Here is a 26689-nt window from a genome sequence, read left to right on the forward strand (position 1 = left end):
GTAAGTATGCGATGTTTCCAGAATCTCCCACTTCAAGCATTAAACCGTAGGTTTAGCTAAGTGGGAGTAGTTCAATTTAGTCCTAAATATTAGACGAAAAGATCTTAAATGGTTTAATGTAGAGACATTTAAAGGAAGATGGTATTCTATGAATAGTAGTAATTATGAGGAGTGAGTTGACGTGAAAAGATCTTTAACGGCGATTATTTACCTCGAACCCGATCAGGTTAATTTACGGATCATTGAGATACCTACTTTAAAAGTGATAAATAATGTTCGATCGGGCCTTCTAAATATCGGAAACGCTAAAGTTGCTAATTATTCGGAAAATATGACTGCAATTGTTAATAATATTGAAGGATTTAAGCAGATTATTAATGACTACCAGGCAACACCAGTTAAATTTTATGGCGATTTAGAAGACCTTGACCCAGTTGCAACTAGGTATGTGGCCGACCAGTTAGAAGTTCGGACAGGATTACAGATTGAATGGTTAAACAATAACCAGCTAATGGCACAGTCGATGAGTTACCTTTTAACCTTGCTACCAGATTTTGAAAAACTTAGTAAACACAATATGTATCTTCTAAGTATCGGTCTTAGCTCGACTACCTTAGCTTATTTTCACCATGGAAGCTTTGAACGAGCATGGGATATTGATCTTGGTAATGCAAAAATCAGTCAGTTGGTGGGGCGTCTCCGAAAAACTGCTACCAATCCAACTGAAATTATCCAAGATTATATCAGTAGTAAATTAGAATACTTAACACCAGAACTGACAAAGAAAAAGCATACAGTAATGATGGTGCAAAATGCCCTCTCACTCAATAAATTATTTTTGCCAAATGATCAGCAAATCGCGGAAGTTCCCCTAAATAAATTTCATGATGATTACCAAAAGATTTTATCGCCAGTAAAAGATGGCTTAATGAAAAATATTCAGATTGATGACCAACAATTTGAATTATTATTACCAAATTATTTAGTAACGGCGCGAACAGTGCGCTTAATTCAACCAGCAGGCCTTTACGTAACTGATATTTCAACGATGGATGGGATTTCCCATGGAATTGGGGTTGATAATCCTAAAACGAGACGGCAAATTAATGAAATGATCAGAACAGCTGCCGACAATATTTCTTCACGATACGGTGTTGATTCAGCTCATCGGGATTTTGTAACGCGCTTTTCACTCCAACTCTTTGATCAATTGCGCCCAATTCATCGTCTTGGTCAGCATGAGCGATTATTATTAGAAATTGCTAGTAGAATTGATGACATTGGTAATTTTATTAATCAACGGGGACACTACCGCCACTCTGCTTATATTATGGAGGCTAATCCTCTAATTGGGCTTTCAGATAAAGATAATCGGATTATTGCTGAAGTGGCAAGATATCATAGTGCAGAGTCTCCAGATATTAGTCAAGCTCATTACCGCCATCTCGATGATGAGATCCAGATGCCAGTAGCAAAATTAGCTGCTATTTTACGATTGGTGGATGCATTAGATGATTCGCGGCTGCAAAAAATTTCAAGTATTAGATTGAAGCTGGTAGGAGATAGCCGCTTAATCATTAAAGCAATAGCCAATGATGACCTTGTTCTTGAAAAGTGGTCTTTTAGTAAAAAATCACAACTATTTAAGGATGTATACGGAATTGAACCGGTCTTAACTGAGAGGAGCGATCATTAAGATGTATAAGGAGTTTTATAAGCCGCAGAATTATGTTAATCGAGAATTGAGTTGGATTGACTTTAATGGCCGAGTACTGGGAGAGGCAACTGATACTGCTAATCCTTTGTTAGAACGTGCTAACTTCTTGGGAATTACTCAAAGCAATGTTGATGAATTCTTTATGGTGCGGGTTGCATCGCTTCATAAGCTTGCTGCTGCCAATGTTACTACTACTGATGCGTCTGGTCTGACTCCAGAAGAGCAGTTGGATGCAGTAAATGAAAAAGAACACCGGATGGTTAAGCAACGGTATGAAGTTTATAATCAGCAAATCATCCCGGACCTTGCTAAAAATAATATTCATATTCTCCATGTCCCCAAACTTGACGAGAAGCAATATGAATTTATTCGTCGGTACTTTAATGATGAGCTGATGCCAGTTTTGACTCCCATGGCAGATGATGCCTCACGTCCTTTTCCTTTTATCTCCAATAATTCTTTAAATATTGCTGTTCAGCTACGGCGTCAAATCCGTTCAACAAGTGAACCAGTTGCAGAGGAAATTCTAGAGGGAGATCAAGAAGTTCATCGTCCACAAATGGAACCACATGATGATCGTCAAGAAGCAGATATCAAATTTGCAACAGTCCGTGTTCCAGAAATTTATAAGCGGTTAGTTCGGTTACCAGGAGAAAATAGCTTCATTTTGATTGATGAAATCATTACTGAATTTCTGAGCGCGCTTTTTCCAGGATACGAGATCTTAGCTACAGCGTCATATCGAGTTATGCGGGATATGGACTTAGATGTGGCTGAAGAAGATACGTCTGATTTGCTCCGGGCAGTCAAACGGCAATTGCGGGAACGAGAGCATGGACAGGTGATGCGCCTAGAAGTTCCTGCTTCTATCGATGAATGGTTAAAAGATCAATTAATTGATAATCTGCATGTAAGTGAACGGTCACTGTATGAAGTAGATGGTCCCGTCGATTTAACTTTCTTAAAAAAATTATCGGGGATGGTTGATGGTCATGATGACTTGCGCTATCCACCATATAAGCCATACCTCAACCCAGCGTTAGATATGGATCATAATATTTTTTCTTCAATTCGCCAAAAGGATTACCTAATGCAGCATCCTTATGATAATTTTCAAGCCGTGGTCAACTTTATTCATCAAGCAGCCATTGATCCAGATGTTTTGGCAATCAAGATGACTCTTTATCGGGTCTCTGGTAATTCACCGATTATTAAGTATCTCGGAATGGCCGCGCAACAGGGTAAGCAAGTAACGGTTTTAGTTGAAGTTAAAGCGCGGTTTGATGAACAAAATAATGTTCGGTGGGCACAACGGCTTGAACAGATGGGGTGCCACGTTATTTACGGTTTAGTTGGCCTTAAAACGCACTGTAAAGTTGCTTTGGTTATCCGTCGCGATGAAGATGGGCTGCGGCGTTATATGCACCTAGGAACTGGGAACTATAATGATGTAACAGCTCATTTTTACACTGATATGGGATTATTTACTTGTGACCATGAGCTGGGTATCGATATGACAAACCTGTTTAATATGCTGTCAGGATTTGCACGACCAGCTTATTTCAATGAATTACGGGTATCTCCTGATGGGATTCGGACATTTATTAATGCCAAAATTGATGAGCAAATTGAAAATGCCAAAAATGGTAATCCTACGTTAATTCGGATGAAGATGAATTCCTTGTCTGACAAGCAAATCATTGCCCGCCTATACGCTGCTGCTGCTAGTGGAGTTAAGGTTGAGTTATTAATTCGAGGCATTACCTGTTTAAGGAACGATTTGCCAGAATTGCATGGGAATATTGAGGTTCATTCGATTATTGGGCGTTTCCTTGAACACTCCCGGATCTACTATTTTAAGAGTAATGGTCATGAGGAAGTCTACCTCGCAAGTGCCGATATGATGACGAGAAATCTTAATCGACGAGTTGAAGAATTGTATCCCGTTACCCAGCCAGACACAAAAGCTCATGCAATTCATATTTTTGACGTTATGTGGAAAGATAATGTCAAGGCTCGACGGTTAGTAGGAGATCATTACGAACGGATTGATCGTGGTGATGTCGCACCATTCAGTTCACAAGAATACTTTGTTAAACAAGCAATGAAATTGAATGCGCGTGAGAAAAAGGAGAAGAAAGCAAAAAAACATTTTTCTTCTGTTTTTGAAACTTTAACTCGCCATGTTCCCAATCTTCATTTAGATGAGCGAAAGGATGAGTAATTTATGAGCAATGAGCAGTACCTTGCAATTCTTGATTTAGGTTCAAATTCAGTTCGGCTTAAAATAACAAAAATTCAAGATAACGGGAGCTTTGAAACGGTTCAATATGAAAAAAGATATGTTCGCCTCGCTTCTAATATGGGGCCAGAAAAAATGTTGAAGTCAGCTCCTGTAAAGCGGACTATTGATGCCCTAAAAGAATTTCGAATAATTTGTGATCGATACCGTAATAAGAAATTGACAATTATTGCGGTGGCGACTGCTGCGGTTCGTCAAGCACAAAATCAACTGCAATTTCTTGAAAAGGTCAAGCAAGAAACGGGCTTTGAAATTCATGTAATTAGTGGAGAACGAGAAGCATATCTTGACTATGTTGGTGTTAATCAGACTCTTCCAATTGATAAGGGAATAATTGTTGATACTGGAGGAGCAAGTATGGAATTAATCTCGGTGAATAATGGGGAAGCAGAAGAAGCGATTAGTATTCCGATCGGTTCAGTTAGCATTTCGCAAACCTACCATCTTGAAGATCAAATTAATCCAGCTGATTTATTTGATGCCATGATTAAAATTGATGAAGTTCTTTCTCAACAATTATGGCTAAATCGGATGCGGGAGACAAAAATTGTGGCACTCGGGGGATGTAACCGTGCATTAGCAAAGGTATATCGGTGGCAACAAGCTCTTAATCCTGATGAAGTCAGACCAGTTCATGGGCTAACAATGCGTTCAGAAGAAGCCTTTTTGATTATGCGGCAGCTATTAGAAACGGATCGCCAGACGCGGGCAGGAATCCGTGGAATTACGAAAGTGCGAGCGGATGTAATTGTTGGAGGACTTCTCCCCCTTATCTCTCTTGTCCGGCAATTGTCAATTAATGAGATTTGCTTTAGTAATAGTGGATTAAGAGAAGGTTTATTATTTAAGTACCTTGAGCAGCAAATTAATTTTGATCAATTAAAATCCTCGCTATAAAATTAGCCGCTAAAATTTTTACTTCTTTTTACTAAATTTTATTAATTAGAAACAGTAAAATTGTGCTACAATCACTATGAAAGCTTTAGTTGGAGCAAGGAGGAAACAAGATGTCAATTTTAGTTGCTGGTGGTGCCGGATATATCGGTTCCCATATGGTAAAAGATCTTATTGAAAATGGTGAAGATGTAGTAGTTGCTGATAACTTATCGACGGGTCACCGGGATGCGATTAATCCCAAGGCTAAGTTTTATGAGGGTGACATTCGTGATCGTCAATTCTTAGATAAGATTTTTGACAATGAAGATATTACTGCAGTTGTTCACTTTGCTGCTTTCTCGATTGTACCTGAATCAATGAGTAAGCCATTGAAGTACTTTGATAACAATACTGGCGGAATGATTACTTTGCTTGAAGCAATGCATGATCATGATATTAAGTATATTGTCTTCAGTTCAACCGCTGCTACTTATGGGGTTCCAGAACACATGCCAATTAAGGAAACGGACCCACAAAACCCAATTAACCCATATGGCTTGAGTAAGTTAATGATGGAAGAAATGATGGCTTGGGCTGATAAAGCTTACGGTATTAAGTTTGTTGCCCTTCGTTACTTTAATGTTGCCGGGGCTGCCACTGATGGTACGATCGGTGAAGATCACGGTCCAGAAACGCACTTAGTTCCAATCATTCTTCAAGTTGCGCAAGGCAAGCGTGATGAATTGAGTATCTTTGGGGATGACTACAACACACCAGATGGTACCAATGTTCGTGACTATGTCCATGTTATGGATTTAGCAGATGCTCATATTCTTGCTATTAAGTACCTTAAGGAAGGTAACAAGAGTAATGCCTTTAACCTTGGTTCATCCACTGGCTTCTCTAACAAGCAAATGCTAGAAGCAGCTCGAGAAGTTACTGGTAAACCTATTCCAGCTAAAATGGCACCACGCCGTCCAGGAGATCCAGATTCATTAGTTGCTGCTAGTGATAAGGCTCGTAATGTTCTTGGATGGAGTCCTAAGTATGATGATGTTCACGACATTATTGCAACTGCTTGGAAGTGGCATTCAACTCATCCAAAGGGTTATGATGATCGCGACTAATAATCGGCTTTAAAATAACAAACAGGCTCTCAGTAAAACTTTTGCTGGGGCCTGTTTTGTCGTAAATAAACAAAAGAAATTAAAAGAGAAGTCAAAGCGGATCCAGTGTGATAAGATGTAAGATGATTGAAAGGATTGATAAAAGATGAAGATTCTAGCCGTCGATACATCCAACCACCCAATGAGCGTAGCGTTGGTTGAAGATGAGCAATTGTTGGCAACGACAACCCTTAATATGGTTCGCAATCATAGTATTTATTTAATGCCGGCAATTAGTAAGTTATTTAAGTTAGTTCAGTGGCAGCCAACAGATATTGATCGGGTAGTGGTTGCACAGGGACCAGGATCTTATACAGGAGTACGAATTGCAGTTACAACCGCTAAAGTATTGGCTGATACAGAAAAGATTGACTTAATTGGCGTATCAAGTTTAGCAGTATTAGCACGTAATGTAGTTCCAACATCATCAGCAATTATTGTTCCTTTCTTTGATGCACGACGAGGAAATGTATTTGCTGGTGCTTACCAGTGGGAAAATGGCGAGTTAGTAAATAAAATAGAAGATCAACATCTAGGGATTGATGTTTTGCTTAATCAACTTGCAAAATTAGATCAACAAGTTGTTTTGGTAGGTCATATGACTGATAAAATTCAAGCCAAATATGATCAATTACCAGCTAATGTGACCCTTTTGCCACGATCTTATAGTATTCCGTCAACTTATCAATTAGCTCTTGCAGGTAAAATGAAGGAACCAGTTAAAGAGATTGACCCTTTTGTTCCGCATTATTTACGAATTACTGAAGCAGAGGCTAATTGGCAAAAACTTCATCCTGAAGAAAAAAGAAAAAATTATGTTCGAGAAGTTTAAAGAATGGTTTATCAATACGACCAATCCTACTAAACGACCGATCCTTGAATTTACACGACGAATAGTAATGATATCTGGTCATCAATACATGGTCCGGATGGCAAAGGAACAAGATATTCAAACCTTGGTAGAAATTGAAGAAAGAATCTATGGAAAAGCACCATGGAGTTATGCTGCTTTCCGCATTGAACTCCAACGGCCGTGTGATCGACTATATTTAGTTGTTGAGGATGACCAGCAGATTGTTGGCTTTATGGGAACAGCCATTGATTGGTACCATTATGATTTGCATATTACGAATATTGGCATTACACCAAGTTACCAAAATAAAGGAATTGGAACGTATCTTATTTCAACTGCCAAAAACTATGCCCGGCACTTAAAATTACATTCGCTGAGTTTAGAAGTACGAGTGTATAACGTATCAGCTCGTCGCTTATATGAAAGTTTAGGCTTTCGTAATCAGCATATTAAACCACGTTATTACTTAGATAATCACGAAGATGCCGTGGATATGCAAGCAAACTTACTTAGGTAGAGGTGAAAGTATTTTATTATGACAGAACGCACATTAACCTTAGCGTTTGAATCAAGCTGTGATGAAACAAGTGTTGCCGTAATTGAAAATGGAACTAAAATCCTTTCCAATATTGTTGCAACGCAAATCGATAGCCATCAACGTTTTGGTGGAGTAGTACCAGAAGTAGCTAGTCGACATCATATTGAACAAATTACCAAGTGTACAAATGAAGCTTTAGAGCAAGCGGCTGTAGGCTATGATGACCTAGATGCTGTTGCAGTAACATACGGTCCAGGATTAGTCGGGTCATTATTAATTGGTGTGACAGCAGCAAAGGCCATCGCATGGGCTCATAACCTTCCGTTAATTCCGGTTAACCACATGGCAGGTCATATCTATGCTGCACGCTATGTTGGGGAATTCAAATATCCACAAATGGCATTGTTAGTTTCCGGTGGACATACGGAATTAGTTTATATGCCATCTGAACATGAATACCAAATTATCGGTGAAACACGTGATGATGCTGCCGGTGAAGCTTATGATAAAATTGGTCGCGTGTTGGGAGTCAATTACCCGGCAGGAAAAACGATTGATGAATGGGCGGCTAAGGGTAAGGACACTTTTAATTTCCCACGAGCAATGGAAAAAGAAGATAATTATGACTTTAGCTTTAGTGGGCTGAAGAGCGCCTTCATCAATACAGTTCATAATGCAGACCAACGTGGGGAAAAATTAGATAAATATGATCTTGCAGCCAGTTTCCAACAAAGTGTCATTGACGTGCTTGCCGAAAAAACAATGCGGGCGTTAGATGATTACCCAGTAAAGCAACTGATTTTAGCTGGTGGGGTCGCTGCAAATCATGGTCTCCGTGCTCGTTTAGATCATGACATGAAGAAATCTCATCCTGATGTACCGATGCTGCAAGCACCGTTGAAATTATGTGGTGATAATGCTGCAATGATTGGGGCTGCTGGTTATGTTAACTACAAGCATGGCGACCGTGCAGGATTAGATTTGAATGCAGTACCGGGATTAATGTTCGATCGAATTCAGAATAAATAATTATAAACATAACTCTCATAAGCAATGATGGCCTCCAGTGTTCGGTAAAACCGGACGCTGGAGGCCATTATTGTACTGCGCTGTATGGATGTAACCGCGGTCTTTTTTTGCGTTTATGATTCACCATTTGCTTTGTCAACGGCATCCATCATGGCGTAACGGAAACCATTTTTCTCCAATGCTTCCACGCCTTTGATTGTTGTACCTGCTGGTGATGTTACTTGATCACGTAATAATGCTGGAGCAAGCTTGCTATCATAGGCTAGTTTCCCCGTACCTTTTACCATACTAGCAATAACTTCATATGCAGTTTGACGATCGAGGCCATGCTTGACGGCGGCATCGCTCATTGCGTCCATCATCACATCAACAAATGCAGGGCCACAGCCGCCGATAACACCAATTATATCTAGTTGTCGTTCTGGAACTTCGATGACATCACCAAGACTATCTAAAACAGTCATTACTTTTGAAATTGCTTCAGCAGAAGTTCCGGTTGGCAAGGCAAGACCAATTGTGCCGGCATTAACTTCAACTGGTGTGTTGGGAATAATATTAACAATTTCTTTATTCGGAAGCACTCTAGCTAAGTCTTCGTGAGTAATTCCAGCAGCGGCAGAGATAAAAATAGTGTGATCGTTAAGGACGGCTAATTCTTTAGCGACTACGGTTGTAATAGGAGCCGGGGTGGTCAAAATTACGATATCGGGTGTAAGGTTAACTACTTCACTGTTTGTATTAACGAGTTTAAACCCGAGCTTCTTAGCAAGGCTTGTAACACGTGAATTAACAGGGTTCATCGCACTGAGGGTAAAATTTTGCGTACGACTTAATCCCTTCATAATTGCGCTTCCCATATTTCCGACACCAATAATTGTAATTTTCATCTAAAAAACCTCCTAAATTATTTCCGAACTTGCCCATTACCGGTAATTTCATATTTGATTGTTGTTAATTGTTGTAATCCCATTGGTCCCCGGGCGTGGAGTTTTTGGGTACTGATACCAATTTCAGCGCCAAAGCCAAATTCTCCCCCATCAGTAAACCGCGTAGAGGCATTAACATAAACACAGGCAGAATTAATGGCTTGTTGGAAGTAGCGTCCCCGGGTAATGTTGTTTGTAATAATTGATTCTGAATGGTGAGTACTGTGGTGATTAATATGGTTAATTGCATCATCAAGGGAATCAACAATTTTTACGGCCATAATTAAATCATTATATTCTGTCTCCCAATCTTCCTCAGTAACGGGACGGATAGTTGATACTAATTGGCACGCCATTTCATCACCGCGTAATTGGACGCCATGTTCCATTAAAGCTTTGGCAATAACAGGAAGAAATTCAGCGGCAATATCGCGGTGGATAAGTAATTTTTCAGCGGCATTGCATACAGAAGGCCGTTGTACTTTTGCATTTACAGTAATATTGGTCGCCATTGTTAGGTCAGCATCCTTATCAATATAAATGTGGCAATTACCCGCACCAGTTTCGATAACTGGAACCGTAGCTGTTGTTACAACCCGCTGAATAAGGGCCCGGCCGCCTCGTGGAATCAAGACATCAATGTAGTCAGTGAGATTCATCATTTCATCAGCAATCGCATGACTAGTGGCGGTAATAAGCTGAACCGCATCGACCGGTAAATGTTGGCTTTGTAATGATTCACGAAGAATTTTTACTAAGGCAGTATTAGTCTGGATAGCCTCTTTTCCGCCCCGTAGAATAACTGCATTGCCACTCTTGAATGTGAGGCCGGTCGCGTCTACAGTTACGTTTGGTCGTGCTTCAAAGATAATGCCAATTACCCCTAATGGTACGCGCCGTTGAAGGATTTGCAACCCATCTTTGGTAATCCATCCCTTATCGATTTGGGAAGTGGGATCGTTCAAGTCGGCGATTGTTCGGAGACCATTAGCCATGTCCGCAATACGTTGGGAATTGACCATTAAACGATCTGTAAATTTAGTTGGCATCTGGGTAGCGGCGGCCAAGTCTTGTTGGTTGGCAGCGATAATTTGGTTTTTATTTTTGATTAAATCATCTGCCAATTGAAGCAATGCCTTATTTTTGGTGGCAGTGTTCATTAAAGCTAGTTTGTTTGCAGCGATTTGGGCTCTTTTTCCAATTGTAATTAAATCTTGGTTCATTATCATCACTCCTATTTTCCAAAATGAGTACCAATAGTATGACCATCAAAAATATCAAAAAGAATTTTAGGGTCACGACCATTGCATAAAATCATTTGTTTACCTGCTTGCATCATTGTGGCAGCTGCCCGTAATTTAGTTACCATTCCTCCTGTTCCAAACCTAGTGCTGCTACCGCTTGCGACGTTCTCTATTTCCGGCGTTAGGAATGGAACTTCTTTAATGATTTGTGCGTCAGGAAATTTATGCGGATCTTTGTCATAAAGGGCATCGATATCCGAAAGAATGATTAGCTCGTCAGCATCAATGGCAATAGCTACCTGGGAAGAGAGTTCATCATTGTCACTGAAAGTAGTGTAATGATCAAGCTCATCAACTGACACGGGGTCATTTTCGTTAACGATTGGAATCACATTTTGCTGAAGTAAAGCATTAATTGTATTAAGCGTATGCTGGCGACTGACGGGATAAGTGAGCACATCACGGGTAAGGAGAAGTTGGGCGACGTGCGTTTGATAGTCTAAAAATCGTTGCGAATAGATTCGCATTAAAGCAGCCTGACCGATAGATGCTAAGGCTTGCTGTTGTGCTATTTCGGCGGGACGATCTGTTAATCCCAAACTTGCAAGACCAACGCCAATTGCTCCCGAGGAAACAAGAATAAGTTGGTATCCTTGATTGTTTAATGTCGCAAGGACAAATGAAAGTTGGTCGATTGTTCGTAAATTAATTTTTCCATTAGGAAGAACAAGGCTACTCGTACCAATCTTAACAACTACTTTTTGTATTTTATGAGTCATAGAAAATCCTTTCAGAAAACAAAAAGCGCCCTTAACCGAGACACCAATTATGGCGGTACCATTCTCGTTTAAAGACGCACTTTACACTTTTAAATTATTTTATTATTAGAATATATTAAAGTTGTAGCAGGGCTTCGGTACTGGCGATAGCTTGCAGTCGATGGCTATCGTTCCTGGACTGACCTACTTTTATCTACAATTAAAATTTTAATTGGAAGACTAAGCTTTTGTCAAGACTAATTATTTTTGAGATTCAATTAAAAATGAATTGACAAATAATTAAAAATAAATTAGAATACGAGCAACAATTAAATATTAGTCGTTTAAGAAGAGTAAAAGCAATGTAGTATTAAGAGAGTTTTCGGGTGGTGGAAGAAAATTACAAATTGCTTTGAAGATGGTCTTAAAAAATACAACAAGTGTGAGGAAAAAACTAAGCACTTGTCGGCTGATATCCGTTATCAAGTATCGAAGTTTATTATGAACTTCCTGAGGCTATTCATGTGAGTGGATAGTAAATTAAGGTGGCACCACGAAAATACTCGTCCTTATTTAAGTTAAGGACGGGTATTTTTTATGGAGGTGAAAGTGATGAAACGCAAAATTGCATTAGCTCAACTTGATATTCAATTAGGAAATCCTGCCGAAAATTATCAAAAAGCTAAACAAGCAATTGAAGAAGCTGCTAGTCACCATGCAGATATCGTTGTCTTGCCGGAGATGTGGAATACTGGCTATGCCTTAGATCAATTATCAGACTTGGCAGATGAAAACGGTCAAAAGACACAAAAATTTCTTAGTGAGTTAGCGTTAGAAAATCAAATTAACATTGTCGGTGGTTCAGTAGCGGTGAGATGTGGACAATCTTTTTTCAATACAACCTATGTTTATGATCAAAAGGGAAATCTAATTAGCAGTTACGAGAAGATGCATTTATTTGGACTAATGAATGAAGACCGATATCTAAAAGCTGGGCAAAAAGAAAATCACTTTGAATTAGCTGGGGTTCCGAGTGCAAGTTTTATTTGTTATGATTTGCGATTCCCCGAATGGATTAGAACAGTCGCTCGTTATGGAACTGATATCTTATATTTTTCGGCAGAATGGCCAAGCAAACGGATTAAACAATGGAAAATAATGCTTCAGTCACGGGCAATTGAAAATCAAGCCTTTGTAGTCGCGGTCAATCGTGTTGGGACGGATTTAGAGAATAGCTTTAATGGTCATTCGTTAGTAATAGATCCGCTTGGGCAGATTATCCATGATGCAGGAGAAGTTGAACAAGTAAGTTATGCAGAAATTGACTTAGCGCAGTTAGCACAGGTTCGGGGGCCGATTCCGGTGTTTAAGGATCGCCGACCAAGTCTTTATCATTGAGGGGATGGAAAAGATGAATTTTGCACAATCAAAATTATTAGACACTTTACCGAAACAATTTTTTGCCAATTTAGTTGCCAAGGTTAATAAAAAAATAAGTGAAGGGGTCGATGTTATTAATCTTGGTCAAGGGAATCCCGATAAGCCAACGCCAGATTATATTGTTAAGAGCACGCAAAAATGGGTAGCGGATCCGCAAACTCATAAGTATTCACTATTTCGGGGATTGCCAGCATTTAAAGAAGCAGCGGCAAACTTTTATTCTGAAAAATATGGAGCTGACTTTGACCCAGAAAAAGAAGTTGCAATTTTGGGTGGTTCCAAGATTGGGCTTGTAGAATTGCCATGGGCATTGATGAATCCCGGCGACACTTTTCTGCTTCCTGATCCTGGCTATCCAGATTACTTATCAGGAGCAGCATTAGGAGAAGTTAATTTTGAAACAGTACCATTATTAGCAGAAAATAATTTCTTGCCAGACTTAGAGGCAATTCCTGAAGAGGTGGCGCAACGTGCTAAATTCTTCTATCTTAACTATCCTAATAATCCAACGGGTGCTGTAGCTACTCCCGAGTTTTATCGAAAATTAGTTGCGTGGGCCAAAAAGTACCATGTGGGCATTATTAGTGACTTTGCCTATGGCGCAATTGGCTTTGACGGTCAAGCTCCAGTTAGCTTTATGGAAACACCAGGCGCTAAAGATGTGGGAATTGAATTTTATACCTTTTCTAAGACGTTCAACATGGCAGGGTGGCGAATCGCATTTGCGGTTGGTAATGCAGATATTATTGAAGCCTTAAACTTAATTCAAGATCACCTATTCGTTAGTCTTTTTCCTGCCTTACAGGAAGCTGCTATTGATGCTTTAACGCTGCCACAACGTGATGATGCAATTGCCGAAATTGTAGGTCGTTATGAAGAAAGACGGAATGCTTTTATTAATGCGGCCGAAAAAATTGGCTGGCATGCATTTACTCCCCAGGGTACTTTCTATGCTTGGATGCCGGTTCCAAAGGATTATACCAGTGAAAGCTTTGCAGATTTGTTATTGGACAAAGCTGGCGTGGCAGTAGCACCAGGCAATGGCTTTGGCAAGCACGGTGAAGGTTATGTGCGGATTGGCCTTTTGATTGAGCCAGCACGACTGACGGAGGCCGTTGAGCGGATTGCTAAATTGAATTTATTTAGTTAAGGAGGAAAAATTATGGCTTTGAAATATATGGTTTTAGGTGCAGGGGCAATGGGACTACGATTTGGGGTATTGCTTCAAGAATTAGCAGGTGCGAAGGTTGATTTTGTTGATAACTGGGCTTCCCAAGTTGAAACTATTAAACAACAGGGTGGGGTTTACGTTTCTCGAGACCATGAGAATCGACATCTTGTACCAATTAATATTTACTCACCAGAAGAATATGATGGTGATCCAGATGTGTTTATCGTTTTTGCCAAACAGATGACGCTTAGTGATTTGTTACAACGCAGTGCTCATTTCTTCCGTCCTGACCATCAATATGTCTTTTCCGGGATGAATGGCATGGGACATATTGAAAAAATTAACCAATATTTTCCTAAAGAACATGTCGTGGCCGGAACTTGTTTAATTGGCACGGTCCTTAATAAGGCGGGGGATGTGGATTTTATTGGTAAACCTGGTGCTGGTTCGATCAACTTAGCTCCCCAAGTCGGCGAACCAGATGAGCGGGTAAAACAAATTGTTGAGGACTTTACCACGGCGAATATTAATCCCCACCTTAATGATAATTTTTATGGTACCCTCCTAACAAAAGTAGTTTTTAATTCTGTTATTAACACGATCTGCACGCTTTTTGAGATTCAAATGGGGCAATTTATCGATTACGATGGTGCAGAAAAGCTTGGCAAACAGTTAATTAATGAAGCATTCGATGTTGCCGAACGGGCTGGTATTCAGCTCTTAAGCACTCGTGAGGAGGAGTGGCAAACGATTAAATATGTTAGTGAAGTTACCAGCCCGCTTCATTATCCATCAATGTACCAAGATATGAGTAAAAATCGACCAACAGAAGTAGATTACATTAATGGATATATTTATGATTTAGGTAAGAAGTATAACTATGAGGCATCTACTCACGACTTCTTGCGTAATTTAGTTCACCTTGCAGAAAATACTCGTAAATTCCGACAAAACTAAAAGAAGAAGCGGACCTGTCCGCTTCTTCTTTTAGTTTTCTTGATCAAATTCTTCCAGTTTTTCTGCTGCTTCTGTCCATGCAAGTTCAAATTCTTCAGATTTAGCTGATAATTCATCAAGTTCTTTTTGAAGATCGGTTAATTTTCCAATATCCGTAGCGATCTCTGGTTGACTCATTTGTTCTTGGATTGCGGTTTGTTTTTCTTCTAATTCCGCCATCTGTTGTTCTAGCTCATCGACTTGTCGCTGAATTTTTCGGCGAGCGCGCTGCTGTTCTTTGCTTTGCTGATAAGATTGTTTACCAGCTGGTGCTTTAGTAATGGTGGTGGAATTATGTGAAGCAGCTTCAGATGAACTTTCTTTTTCCTTAGCAATTAGGTAGTCATCATAATTGCCTTCGTAATGTTTAATTCCGTCGTGTTCCATTGCTAAGATATCGGTTGCAACCTGATTAATAAAGTAACGGTCGTGAGAAATAAAGAGAACGGTTCCGCTAAATTCGTTAATTGCGTTTTCAAGCACTTCTCGACTATCGATATCTAAGTGGTTAGTTGGTTCATCAAGGATAAGAAAATTAATCGGTTTAAATGAGAGCTTAGTTAACTCCAATCGTGCTTTTTCACCACCAGATAGGTCATGAACAACTTTATAAACATCATCACCAACGAATAAGAAACTACCTAATAATGAGCGAATATCTTTTTCAGGTACTTCTGGATGGTCATCCCATACTTCTTCTAAAACTGTTTTATTTGGATGTAATTGTTGCTGTTCCTGGTCATAGTAACCGATATCGAGGTTAGCACCGAGTTTGATTGTTCCACTAATTAACGGAATTTTATGGAGAATAGATTTAAGTAAAGTTGATTTTCCGATTCCATTTGGTCCGATAATCCCAATACGCTGCGGCTTGCGGACATTAAATGAAAGCGGCCCAGCAAGGATCTGTTCATCGTAGCCAACTTTTGCCTGCTCCACATCAAGAACTTCATTTCCGCTATCTTTTTCAGAATGGAATTGAAAATGGATTGATTTATCATCAGTTTCTGGACGCTCAAGCCGCTCCATTTTTTCTAATTGCTTTCGCCGCGCCTGAGCACGTTTAGTTGTTGAGGCACGAACAATATTTCGATTAACAAAGTCTTCTAACTTAGCAATCTTTTTTTGTTGTTGGTCATAGTGTTTCCACTCTGCTTCTAATCGTTCTTGCTTGTGTTTAACAAATTGCGTGTAGTTACCAGTATAGTGGGTGAGTGTTTTATTATCGAGATCATAAACATCGCTGACAACACGATCTAAGAAGTAACGGTCGTGAGAGACGATAAGCAATGCACCTTGATAACTTTTAAGATAATCTTCTAACCATGAAAGAACGTTCATGTCGAGGTGGTTAGTCGGTTCATCTAGAATCAAAAGCCCCGGTGCTTGCAGAAGGATCTTTGCTAAGGCGAGTTTAGTTTTTTGCCCTCCTGAAAGGGAATTAATTGGCGTATCATAACTATCTTCGCCAAAACCAAATCCATGTAGAATTCCCCGCATACGTGATTCGTATTCGAAACCACCCTGTTTCTTAAAGGCAGTTTGTAAATTATCGTATGTTGAAAGAATTTGTTGATAATTGCTATCGGAACTATCAAGGTCAGCGAGCTGTTGTTCAAGATCGTGGATTTGCGTTTCCATTTTGTGGAGAGGAGCAAAGACAGTATCTAGTTCAGTCCAAATGCTATTTTGACTATCGAGTCCTTGATCCTGGGCCAAGTAACCAATTGTCAAATCTTTAACCTTCGTAATTGTTCCTTCATCTGGTTCGGTGATTCCAGCGATCATTTTTAACAAGGTCGTTTTACCAGCACCATTACGCCCAACAAGCGCAGTACGGCCATGCTCTTGGATTTGCATGTTCATATTGTGAAATAAAACGTCCGCGCCAAATCGACGCACAACGTCATTTGTCTGTAAAAGTAACATATTGAAACCTCATTTAATTCGTTGATTTAATATGGTTTTATTTTAGCAGATTTTTAATTTTAAATAAAAAGTTGAAAATATTTTTGTATTTTAGTTCACAAAAAAGGGTTTAATTGCTAGAATATACTTAGACTTAAATTTCACAAAGTAAAAATTAGTAACATTATCCTTGTCAAAAACTTAGTAATTAGTTGGCAAACTAGGTTGAGAAGGGCTTGTTTTAGGAGGAATAAAAGTAGAATGGCTAATAAAAAGATTCCACGCGCGACTGCGAAACGGTTGCCAATATATTTCCGTTATTTAAATGTATTGAAAGACGCAAATAAGCAACGGGTATCATCAACTGAACTTTCGGAGGCTGTGCAAGTTGATTCGGCAACGATTCGTCGTGACTTTTCATATTTTGGTGAATTAGGTAAGCGGGGATACGGTTATGACGTTGAAAGTCTATTAAAGTTTTTTAAAGGAATCTTACACCAAGACTCATTAGTTAGTGTTGCCTTAGTCGGAGTTGGTAGTTTGGGAAGTGCCTTGTTAAACTTTAATTTCCACCAAGATACTAATTTACGGATCAGTGCGGCATTTGATACTAAGCCAGAATATGCCAATACAGTCAAAAGCGGTATTCCAATTTACCCATCCGAGGATATGGTAAAGCAGTTAAAAGAGCAACAGATTGATGTTGTTATTCTAACCGTTCCAGGAATCAAGGCCCAACATGTTGCGGACCAATTAGTTGAAGCTGGTGTGAAGGGAATTCTTAACTTTACTCCTGTTCGTTTATCTGTGCCAAAAAATGTTCAAGTTCAAAACATTGACTTAACAAACGAACTTCAAACATTAATTTACTTCATTAAAAATTATACTGAAGATTCAATTGAATAAATTAGGAGAGCATTGGTTTGATGAAAGCGTTCAACCAATGCTTTTTGTTTACTAAATTATTAATAAAAGTCATGGATTGTAGGTATGATCTCTTAAGTTTTAAAAAATGGTCAAAAAAAGTCAAAGTATTTTTGTTGCATTTTAAAGAGAACATGTTATATTTAAACATGTGGTTAGCACTTGAAGAGTTTGAGTGCTAAAAATAAAATTTATTAACAAGATGGAGGGATTAACGTGTTAAAACCATTAGGAGATCGCGTTGTTCTAAAAGCTGAAACTGAAGAAGAAAAGACAGTTGGTGGAATTGTCCTTGCTTCCAATGTGAAGGAAAAGCCAACTACTGGAAAGGTTATTGCCGTTGGAGAAGGTCGTACTTTAGAAAACGGACAAAAGCTTGCTCCAGCTGTTAAGGAAGGCGACCGCGTATTATTTGATAAGTACGCAGGCAACGAAGTAGAATACAACGGTGAAAAGTTCTTAGTTGTTCATGCTAAAGACTTAGTAGCAATCGTTGAATAGTTAAATAAGCGAATTAAGAGCAGGAGACAGAAAGAATGAAATTCCTTCACCGTCTCTTTTAAATAATGAATTTAATTTTGAGGTGACATAAATGGCAAAAGAAATTAAGTTTTCTGAAGATGCACGGAGCGCTATGCTCAGTGGTGTTGATAAATTAGCTGATACTGTTAAGACAACAATGGGTCCAAAGGGACGGAATGTTGTTTTGGAACAAAGCTACGGCACACCAACTATTACTAATGATGGTGTAACTATTGCTAAGAGTATTGAACTTGAAAACCAATTTGAAAATATGGGTGCAAAGTTAGTAGCCGAGGTTGCTTCAAAGACTAACGATATTGCCGGTGATGGTACTACAACTGCTACTGTTTTAACCCAAGCAATTGTTAATGCTGGTATGAAGAACGTTACCTCTGGTGCAAACCCAGTTGGTATTCGTCGTGGTATTGACAAGGCTACCGAAGTTGCTGTTGAAGCTTTGAAGAAGATGTCACACGATGTAAAGACCAAGGATGATATCGAACAAATTGCTTCTATTTCAGCTGCTAATCCAGAAGTTGGTAAGCTAATTGCTGATGCAATGGAAAAGGTTGGCCATGATGGTGTAATTACTATCGAAGATTCTCGTGGTGTTGACACTAGCGTTGATGTTGTTGAAGGAATGAGCTTTGACCGTGGTTACATGTCACAATACATGGTAACTGATAACGACAAGATGGAAGCGGACCTTGACAATCCATATATTTTGATTACTGACAAGAAGATTAGTAATATCCAAGACATTTTGCCATTGCTTCAATCAGTTGTTCAAGAAGGCCGTGCTCTCTTGATCATTGCTGATGATATTACTGGTGAAGCATTACCAACTCTTGTATTGAACAAGATTCGTGGTACCTTTAATGTTGTTGCTGTTAAGGCTCCTGGCTTTGGTGACCGTCGTAAGGCTCAACTTCAAGATATTGCTGTTTTGACTGGCGGTACTGTTATTTCTGACGACCTTGGGATGAGTCTTAAGGACGCTACTGTTGATCAATTAGGTCAAGCAAACAAGGTTACAGTTACAAAGGATACTACTACTATCGTTGATGGTGCTGGTTCAAAGGAGGCTATCCAAGAACGTGTTGACCAAATTAAGCAAGAAATTGCTAAGTCAACTTCCGACTTCGATAAGGAAAAACTTCAAGAACGTCTTGCAAAACTTTCAGGTGGGGTTGCCGTTGTTAAGGTTGGTGCCGCAACTGAAACTGAATTGAAGGAAAAGAAGTACCGGATTGAAGATGCCTTGAACGCTACTCGTGCTGCTGTTCAAGAAGGATTTGTTCCTGGTGGTGGAACTGCTTTAATTAACGTAATTCCTGCTCTTGACAAGATTGAAGCCGATGGTGATGAATTAACTGGTATCAATATTGTTAAGGCTGCCCTTGAAGCACCAGTTCGTCAAATTGCTGAAAACGCTGGTGTTGAAGGCTCTGTTATTGTTAATGAATTAAAGAACGAAAAAGAAGGTATTGGTTACAACGCTGCAGATGGCAAGTTTGAAGATATGATCAAGGCTGGTATTGTTGACCCAACAATGGTTACCCGTTCTGCTCTTCAAAACGCTGCTTCCGTATCAGCATTGCTTCTTACTACTGAAGCGGTTGTTGCTGATAAGCCAGATCCAAATGCTAATAACCAAGCTCCTGCTGCTCCACAAGGCGGCATGGGCGGTATGATGTAATACCATTTGACTAAAATTTAATTTTGTGGGCAGAAAAGATTCTAATGTTTGTTTTTTCAAATGTTGGGATCTTTTTTTATTGGAGGAAAATCAATGACGAAAAATGCAACCAGTGTCTATAACTATTTAGACAACGAAAAAATAAACTATCAAATTGTTACTCATCCCCCAGTCTATACAGCGGAACAAGCAGACAAGTATGTTCAAGAATATCAATTTGCCCGTACGAAAAACCTTTTTCTAAAAAATAAAGCTGGCTATTATTTAGTTACAATCTTAGAAAATAAGCGTCTCAATATGAAAAAATTGAAAGAGAATCTATCGACTAGTCGGTTTTCATTTGCCCACCCAGAAGAATTAGCTATGAAGTTAGGAATAACAAGTGGGGCTGTTTCACCCTTTAACTTGTTTAATGATAAACAACATCAGGTTACCTTTATTATTGATGCTGATATCTTTAAGAACGAGGAGTTAATAGGGTGTCACCCAAACATTAATACGGCCACAGTGATTTTGAGAACAAAAGATTTGCTTCAAATAATAAAGCTGAATGGTAATTCAGTTAAGGCGGTTCAACTATAAAGTTAATCTAAAAATCTTAAATTGTGGTAAAGTAAATTAGTATTAATTTTTAACCAAACTATAACTGAAAGGAACTAAGAAATGGAAAAAATGAAATTCCAGAAGATAACGCTATTTTCTGGTGTAATGCTTGCCTTAAATTCCTTAATTGGTTCAGGGTGGTTGTTTGGTGCCGGAACTGCTGCAAAGGTTGCCGGACCAGCTGCTATTTTGTCATGGATCTTAGGAGCAATAATCATTATTAGCATTGCCCTTACTTATGTTGAATTAGGGGCAATGTTTCCAGAAAGCGGGGGAATGAGTCGTTATGCTCAGTATAGCCACGGTCCGTTTTTAGGCTTTATTGCTGCATGGGCAAATTGGATTTCATTAATCACTTTAGTCCCAATGGAAGCAGTGGCCTCGGTTCAATATATGAGCTCGTGGCCGTGGGCATGGGCAAATTGGACTCACCACTTTATGAAAAACGGTAATATTACGACTCCTGGATTGTTAGTTGTATTTGGCTTTATGCTGATTTTTACTTTGATCAATTTCTGGTCGGTAAAATTGATGACTCGCTTTACTAACTTAATATCAATTTTTAAGATTTTATTACCGACACTAACAATTGTGATGCTTATTGCGGCGGGTTTTCATCCTAGTAATTTTGGTCATAGCGTAACTACTTTTATACCATATGGTAGCCGGTCAATCTTTGAAGCAGCTGCTATTTCTGGAATTATTATGTCTTATGATGCCTTTCAAACGGTAATCAACATGGGAGGAGAAATGATTAATCCTCATAAAAATATCGTGCGAGGCGTATTGATTTCAATGATTATTACCGCTGTGATCTATGTCATGTTACAAGTTGCCTTTATTGGAGCGATTGATCCGAATTTATTAGCGCAAAAAGGATGGCATGGGATTAACTATACGTCTCCATTTGCTGATATTGCGATCCTGCTGGGGATGAATTGGCTTGCAATTTTGCTATATATGGATGCTTTTGTTTCACCATTTGGGACAGGGGTTGCGTTCGTGGCGACTGCCTCACGAGCATTGGCAGCAATGACTCATACTGGACATTTGCCTCAATGGTTGGGACGGCTAGAACGGCGCTACATGATTCCGCGGCTTGCAATGGTTGTGGATCTAATTTTAGCGGTGGTAATGGTTAGTCTCTTCAGAAATTGGAGTTTGTTAGCCACTGTAATTACCGGTTCAACCTTAATTGCTTATCTTACCGGGCCAGTCACTGTAATGTCGCTTCGCAAAATGGATGCTAATTTAAAGCGGCCGTTTCATCCGCATTTTATGTCCTGGTTGGCGCCATTTGCATTTGTCTTGACGAGCCTTTCAATTTATTGGACAATGTGGCCGACGACTGTTCAGGTAATTGGGGTTATCTTATTAGGCTTACCAATTTATCTTTATTATGAAGTTAAGTATCGTCACGCATCAGGGCTACGTGACTTACGCAATAGTTATTGGATGTTGGTTTATCTTGTTTTTATCTCAATAGTTTCTTACATTGGGAGTGAAGGATTTGGCGGCAAGGACTGGTTGAAGTACCCATGGGATTTTGTTGTTATTATCATCTGCTCGCTAGGATTTTACCGGTGGGCTGTGGCTAGCCGGATGAAAAAAGTCGATCCTGCGGCAGAAAAGGTTAATGCCAAGGTAAAGATGCCAGGAAAAGATCAATAGATATATTTGTAGGTTGCAAAATTAAAGAATAAATTGTAATATTGTCACCTACTTAAAAAGTGTAAAAATCAAAGGAGAAATAGTATGTGGCGCTATTTGAAACGTGTTTTAATCGGGAAACCGTTAAAAACCCTTGATGAAGGGCAAACACACTTAACTAAATTTAAAGCATTAGCCATGCTTTCTTCTGACGCAATATCGTCAGTAGCATATGGACCAGAGCAAATTACAACTGTTCTGGTAACTTTATCCGCAGCAGCAATCTGGTATTCAATCCCGATTGCGGCAGTTGTGTTGGTCCTTTTGTTAGCTATCACGTTATCATACCAACAAATCATTCATGCCTATCCTAGTGGTGGTGGTGCTTATGTCGTTGCCACACGGAATTGGGGGAGTAATGGGGGATTATTTGCTGGAGGATCATTACTAGTTGACTATATGTTAACGGTGGCTGTTTCAACGACATCTGGAGTTGAAGCGATTACTTCGGCAGTTCCTGCTTTATATAAATTTTCAATTCCAATCGGGATCGTTATTGTCCTTTTAATCATGTTTATGAATTTACGGGGAATGAGTGAAAGTGCAAACTTCCTCACAATTCCAGTATATTTCTTTGTTATTATGATGATTGTGATGGTAGTGTGGGGTGGCTATAATATTGCCACTGGTCATATTCATTACCGGGCAATTGTTGATTATGGAACACCGGTATCGGGAATGTCATTTGTTTTGCTTATTCGGGCATTCTCAGCTGGTTCGTCATCCTTAACTGGGGTGGAAGCCGTAAGTAATGCTGTTCCTAACTTTAATAAGCCTAAAGAAAAGAATGCATCAACTACCCTGGCAATTATGAGTGCTATTTTAGCGTTCTTCTTTATTGCCATTATCTTCTTTAGTTTTTATCTGGGGGTAGTTCCTAATTCACGGACAACAATCCTCTCCCAAATGGCCGCACAAATCTTTGGTGGGCATGGGCTAGGCTTTTACCTCTTGCAACTTTCAACTGCAATGATTTTAGCGGTCGCTGCTAATACTGGTTTCTCAGCCTTTCCAATTCTTGCCTTTAATATGGCCAAAGATAAATATATGCCGCACGCGTTCATGGATCGTGGGGATCGGTTAGGTTACTCTAACGGGATTATTTCCTTGGCGATTGGAGCAATTATTTTGATCTTGATCTTCCATGGTCAGACTAATATGTTAATTCCGCTTTATGCAGTAGGGGTATTTGTTCCATTTACTTTATCGCAATCTGGGATGATTATTCACTGGTTTAGAGAACGGGAAGGTTTCTGGTTAGGGAAAGCCTTTATTAACCTAGTAGGAGCCTTGATTTCATTTGTTCTTGTCATTTGTTTGTTCTGGCAACACTTTGCAAATGTTTGGCCATACTTAATTATCATGCCGCTGCTTTTATGGATGTTCCATTCGATTCACCGGCACTATGTAAAAGTAGCCGCTCAGTTGCGGGTTACTGAAAAGACGAAAGTTCAATTACATGATTACGATGGTGCAACGGTGATTGTTTTAGTTGGTAATGTAACCCGGGTAACTCGTGGTGCAATTAATTACGCTCGGTCGATTGGTGATTATGTTATTGCCATGCATGTTTCGTTTGATGAAAATCCAGGCAAAGAGCATAAAACAGCAAATGAATTTAAAGCTGAATATCCAGATGTCCGTTTTGTTGATATTCACTCTTCGTACCGTTCAATCGCAAAACCAACGTTACGTTTTGTTGATGTGATTGCAAAACGAGCAGAAGCAAGAAATTATTCGACGACTGTTCTTGTTCCGCAATTTATTCCTAAACATCCATGGCAATTGGCCTTACATAATCAGACCAGTGTTCGTTTACGGGCGTTATTGAATTCCCGAGAGAATATTATTGTTGCTAGTTATAACTATCATCTTCAAGAATAGTTTATTTAGAGAGAAAGTATTGATTTAATGAATAAAAAGCAACTATTATGGGGGCTTTTGTTTGCAGTTGGCCTTTTCATGGCGGCAAGTTATACCATTGATAATCGTGGCTTTCATTCTGGAATATACGGTATCATTGGCTGTGCTTTGATCTTAATCGCGTATGCGGGAATGAATTGGGAAAAACTGCAATCAAAAGATCAACATACGAGAAAAATTTTAGTGCTTTTGAGCAGTATTTTAGGGATTATCATTGTCCTTGATATTGCTGAAATGATTTTAGGATAATTAAATAAAGCTTATTGAGGGAGCGAGACAGAAGTCACTTGTGACTTCGTTTTTCGACGCGAAGCTAGCCTCTGGGAGCCCCCGCAAGCAACAGTAGGCCTCCAATGTTCGGTTTTGTCGGACGTTGGAGGCCATTGTTGTACTGCGTATTTGCTTTTTATGAAAGTAACTTAACTTATGTCACAGTCCTTTTTATATTAACTAATAAGCTAAATCATATTATCCTTTTTGCTAGTCGGCTAACAAAAAGGAGAGATGAAAATTGCTAATAGGTCGTCTAGTAAAACAAGCTAACAATGCGATGAATCAAGAAATGAATGCATTTGCGCAGCAGTATGGATTGACAGGAACGCAAATGTCGATTATTGATTTTTTAACGCATTTCCCGGGAAATAGTTGTGATCAACACCAGATTGAAAATGAATTTGGAATAAAGAGATCAACCACTACTGTATTACTTCAACGAATGGCAAAGAAAAATTTAATTGAATGTTATCCGTCACCAGAAGATCGCCGTCAAAAAATCGTTACGCTTACTGCAGAAGGCCAAAAATTATCTTCAGATGTAAGTGCGTATATTACACAATACGAAGAGAAATTAAAAGCAGATTTTAGTGAACAGGACATTTCGAAAATAAGACGATTCTTATCAACGATGATAGAGGAGAAATAATGAGTACGAATACTGAAAAAATTTCGGCAAAAGTTGTTGCAGCGATTGTGGCAACCGGATTGATGTCATTTTGTGGGGTAATTGTAGAGACAGCGATGAATGTGACTTTTCCGATCCTGATGCGTGAATTTTCGATTACTACTAATCAGGCCCAATGGATGACTTCCATTTATTTGCTCTTGGTTGCAATCGTTGTTCCCTTATCGGCAATTTTGAAAAGCTCTTACCGAACAAAGATGCTTTTTACAGTTGCAAACTTGCTTTTTATCAGTGGAATAATTATTGATGCACTGGCGCCATTATTTGGGGTGCTTTTAGTTGGTCGTACAATTCAGGGAATAGGAACTGGGATTGCATTACCATTGATGTTTAATATTATTATGGAGCAAGTTCCAACAAGCAGAATTGGCTTTATGATGGGGAGTGGAAATCTTATTACTGGAGTTGCCCCAGCGATTGGTCCTACTTTTGGTGGAATCGTTGCCAGCAAGCTTAATTGGCGGTGGGTATTTTATTCATTAATTCCGCTTTTAATTATTTCGTTTGTGCTTGGTGAATGGGGAATTACCCAAAAATCACCGATTAAAAAGCAACAAATTGATCTTTTTAGTATATTAATGATTGTATTCATGTTCTGTGGTTTTGTAACAGAATTTAGTAACCTGGGAAGCCAAGCCTTCATGACCTTTTCAGTTGGTAGTGCATTGTTAATCGGGATCTTAGGAATGGGACTTTTTGCTCGGCGTTCATTAACCCTAAAAGAACCAATTTTACAATTACGATTATTTAGAAATAAAAAATTTTCTGGGCATATTCTTGGTTTCTTTTTAACCCAACTTATTTCGTTAGGCTTTGCATTTCTTTTACCAAACTATATTCAATTGGTAAATGGTAATAGTGCAATGACAGCTGGCTTGATTGTCCTTCCGGCTGGTTTTGTGGGTGCGATATTTGCCCCATTGGGAGGAGGATTTTAGATAAATTTGGCGCTCGCAAGCCTATTTTGATTGGGACTTCATTATGTCTAATTGCGCTTATTGCTTTTACAATCTATGGATAGCATTTAACAAATATATTTATTGCGCTTGTTTATATTCTCTATATGGGTGGAATGGGAATGTGCATGGGTTGCGTAATGACAAGTGCATTAACTGTTGTTGGTAAAGCAAAGCAATCACAAGGAAATGCGATCCTTAATACTTTGCAGCAATTTGCCGGGGCAATTGGGACCTCATTAGTAGCGATGATTGTTGCAGCCAGTCAGAGTCATCTCCACACGACTAGACGTATCTCTACGGCAATTGGTACTCAAGAAGCTTTTGGCATGTTAACGATTTTTTGTATTATAATTTGGATAAGTTACTATCGAAGTGTGAAAAAATAAAATATGGTGGATTATAGAATGAAGTTAGCCACCCAGTTGGTGGTAAATAAAAAACGCCATTCGGCGTGACATCAGGTA

Annotated in this window: 22 protein-coding genes, 1 pseudogene and 1 other annotated feature; of the genes and pseudogenes, 19 read left to right on the forward strand and 4 right to left on the reverse strand. The window is 39.2% G+C overall.

Going from position 1 to position 26689, the window contains the following annotated elements; translation table 11 throughout:
• The first annotated feature begins 181 nt into the window (after positions 1–181).
• From QOS06_RS09285 to tsaD, 7 genes are all read left to right on the forward strand, one after another.
• On the forward strand, positions 182–1696 hold the full coding sequence (locus QOS06_RS09285) for an exopolyphosphatase (protein ID WP_085650465.1): 1515 nt from the start codon (positions 182–184) through the stop codon (positions 1694–1696).
• Position 1697: 1 nt separating this feature from the next.
• Positions 1698–3941 (forward strand): RNA degradosome polyphosphate kinase, encoded by a 2244-nt coding sequence (locus tag QOS06_RS09290; protein ID WP_003670507.1) that lies wholly within the window; start codon positions 1698–1700, stop codon positions 3939–3941.
• Between the two features lie 3 nt (positions 3942–3944).
• Complete coding sequence (locus QOS06_RS09295) at positions 3945–4916, forward strand: Ppx/GppA family phosphatase (protein ID WP_273780441.1); 972 nt, start codon at positions 3945–3947, stop codon at positions 4914–4916.
• A 110-nt stretch (positions 4917–5026) separates the two neighbouring features.
• The gene (gene galE, locus QOS06_RS09300) at positions 5027–6022 is read left to right on the forward strand and encodes a UDP-glucose 4-epimerase GalE (protein WP_085681004.1); all 996 of its coding nucleotides are present in this window, start codon (positions 5027–5029) and stop codon (positions 6020–6022) included.
• Between the two features lie 145 nt (positions 6023–6167).
• A complete protein-coding gene (gene tsaB / locus QOS06_RS09305; RefSeq protein WP_085681006.1) occupies positions 6168–6893 on the forward strand; it encodes a tRNA (adenosine(37)-N6)-threonylcarbamoyltransferase complex dimerization subunit type 1 TsaB in 726 nt (241 codons plus the stop codon).
• Positions 6877–7431, forward strand: coding sequence for a ribosomal protein S18-alanine N-acetyltransferase (gene rimI, locus QOS06_RS09310; RefSeq protein WP_078009917.1), 555 nt, complete (start codon positions 6877–6879; stop codon positions 7429–7431). The genes tsaB and rimI overlap by 17 nt, the downstream gene beginning before the upstream one ends.
• A gap of 18 nt (positions 7432–7449) precedes the next feature.
• Positions 7450–8481 carry a tRNA (adenosine(37)-N6)-threonylcarbamoyltransferase complex transferase subunit TsaD gene (gene tsaD, locus QOS06_RS09315; RefSeq protein WP_078009916.1) on the forward strand — a complete coding sequence of 344 codons (1032 nt, stop codon included), beginning with the start codon at positions 7450–7452 and terminating at the stop codon, positions 8479–8481.
• Between the two features lie 113 nt (positions 8482–8594).
• Here tsaD and proC read toward each other — a convergent pair whose 3' ends face one another.
• From proC to proB, 3 genes are read right to left on the reverse strand one after another with little or no spacing between them, the layout of a single operon-like run.
• Positions 8595–9368: a pyrroline-5-carboxylate reductase gene (gene proC, locus QOS06_RS09320; RefSeq protein ID WP_283595893.1), complete on the reverse strand. Its 774-nt coding sequence runs from the start codon at positions 9366–9368 to the stop codon at positions 8595–8597.
• A gap of 17 nt (positions 9369–9385) precedes the next feature.
• Positions 9386–10630, reverse strand: a complete 1245-nt coding sequence (locus tag QOS06_RS09325; RefSeq protein ID WP_078009914.1) for a glutamate-5-semialdehyde dehydrogenase — start codon at positions 10628–10630, stop codon at positions 9386–9388.
• 11 nt (positions 10631–10641) lie between these two features.
• Positions 10642–11430 (reverse strand): glutamate 5-kinase, encoded by a 789-nt coding sequence (gene proB / locus QOS06_RS09330; protein ID WP_003670498.1) that lies wholly within the window; start codon positions 11428–11430, stop codon positions 10642–10644.
• A gap of 309 nt (positions 11431–11739) precedes the next feature.
• Positions 11740–11983: a binding site (T-box leader), on the forward strand.
• A gap of 38 nt (positions 11984–12021) precedes the next feature.
• On the opposite strand from proB, the gene QOS06_RS09335 reads away from it, so the two are divergent.
• The 3 genes from QOS06_RS09335 to QOS06_RS09345 are packed head-to-tail and all read left to right on the forward strand — an operon-like array spanning position 12022 to position 14977.
• Positions 12022–12807 carry a carbon-nitrogen family hydrolase gene (locus QOS06_RS09335; RefSeq protein WP_224758115.1) on the forward strand — a complete coding sequence of 262 codons (786 nt, stop codon included), beginning with the start codon at positions 12022–12024 and terminating at the stop codon, positions 12805–12807.
• 13 nt (positions 12808–12820) lie between these two features.
• A complete protein-coding gene (locus tag QOS06_RS09340; RefSeq protein WP_035159760.1) occupies positions 12821–13999 on the forward strand; it encodes a pyridoxal phosphate-dependent aminotransferase in 1179 nt (392 codons plus the stop codon).
• A 12-nt stretch (positions 14000–14011) separates the two neighbouring features.
• Entirely contained in the window at positions 14012–14977 is a 966-nt protein-coding gene (locus QOS06_RS09345) for a ketopantoate reductase family protein (protein WP_182589889.1), read from the forward strand.
• Between the two features lie 30 nt (positions 14978–15007).
• Here QOS06_RS09345 and QOS06_RS09350 read toward each other — a convergent pair whose 3' ends face one another.
• Positions 15008–16945, reverse strand: a complete 1938-nt coding sequence (locus tag QOS06_RS09350; RefSeq protein WP_085650451.1) for an ABC-F family ATP-binding cassette domain-containing protein — start codon at positions 16943–16945, stop codon at positions 15008–15010.
• Positions 16946–17185: 240 nt separating this feature from the next.
• Here QOS06_RS09350 and QOS06_RS09355 point away from each other — a divergent pair, with 240 nt between their 5' ends.
• The 9 genes and pseudogenes from QOS06_RS09355 (at position 17186) to QOS06_RS09395 (ending at position 26611) form a co-directional block, all read left to right on the forward strand.
• Entirely contained in the window at positions 17186–17830 is a 645-nt protein-coding gene (locus QOS06_RS09355; protein ID WP_003666366.1) for a redox-sensing transcriptional repressor Rex, read from the forward strand.
• Between the two features lie 234 nt (positions 17831–18064).
• Complete coding sequence (groES, locus tag QOS06_RS09360) at positions 18065–18349, forward strand: co-chaperone GroES (protein ID WP_003666368.1); 285 nt, start codon at positions 18065–18067, stop codon at positions 18347–18349.
• A 91-nt stretch (positions 18350–18440) separates the two neighbouring features.
• Positions 18441–20069, forward strand: a complete 1629-nt coding sequence (gene groL, locus QOS06_RS09365; protein WP_003670484.1) for a chaperonin GroEL — start codon at positions 18441–18443, stop codon at positions 20067–20069.
• Positions 20070–20162: 93 nt separating this feature from the next.
• Positions 20163–20651, forward strand: a complete 489-nt coding sequence (locus QOS06_RS09370; RefSeq protein WP_078009909.1) for a prolyl-tRNA synthetase associated domain-containing protein — start codon at positions 20163–20165, stop codon at positions 20649–20651.
• An 81-nt stretch (positions 20652–20732) separates the two neighbouring features.
• Positions 20733–22343, forward strand: coding sequence for an APC family permease (locus QOS06_RS09375; protein WP_139561184.1), 1611 nt, complete (start codon positions 20733–20735; stop codon positions 22341–22343).
• Positions 22344–22427: 84 nt separating this feature from the next.
• A complete protein-coding gene (gene kimA, locus QOS06_RS09380) occupies positions 22428–24266 on the forward strand; it encodes a potassium transporter KimA (RefSeq protein ID WP_003670481.1) in 1839 nt (612 codons plus the stop codon).
• A gap of 27 nt (positions 24267–24293) precedes the next feature.
• Entirely contained in the window at positions 24294–24554 is a 261-nt protein-coding gene (locus QOS06_RS09385) for a hypothetical protein (RefSeq protein ID WP_003670480.1), read from the forward strand.
• Positions 24555–24816: 262 nt separating this feature from the next.
• On the forward strand, positions 24817–25227 hold the full coding sequence (locus QOS06_RS09390) for a MarR family winged helix-turn-helix transcriptional regulator (protein ID WP_003670479.1): 411 nt from the start codon (positions 24817–24819) through the stop codon (positions 25225–25227).
• Positions 25227–26611, forward strand: a pseudogene (locus tag QOS06_RS09395) (MFS transporter). Before QOS06_RS09390 ends, QOS06_RS09395 begins: the two are co-directional and overlap by 1 nt.
• Positions 26612–26689 lie beyond the last annotated feature (78 nt).

The organism is Limosilactobacillus sp. DJ3M12, from assembly GCF_947381695.1.
In the GTDB taxonomy this organism is placed as follows: Bacteria; Bacillota; Bacilli; order Lactobacillales; family Lactobacillaceae; genus Limosilactobacillus; species Limosilactobacillus kinnaridis.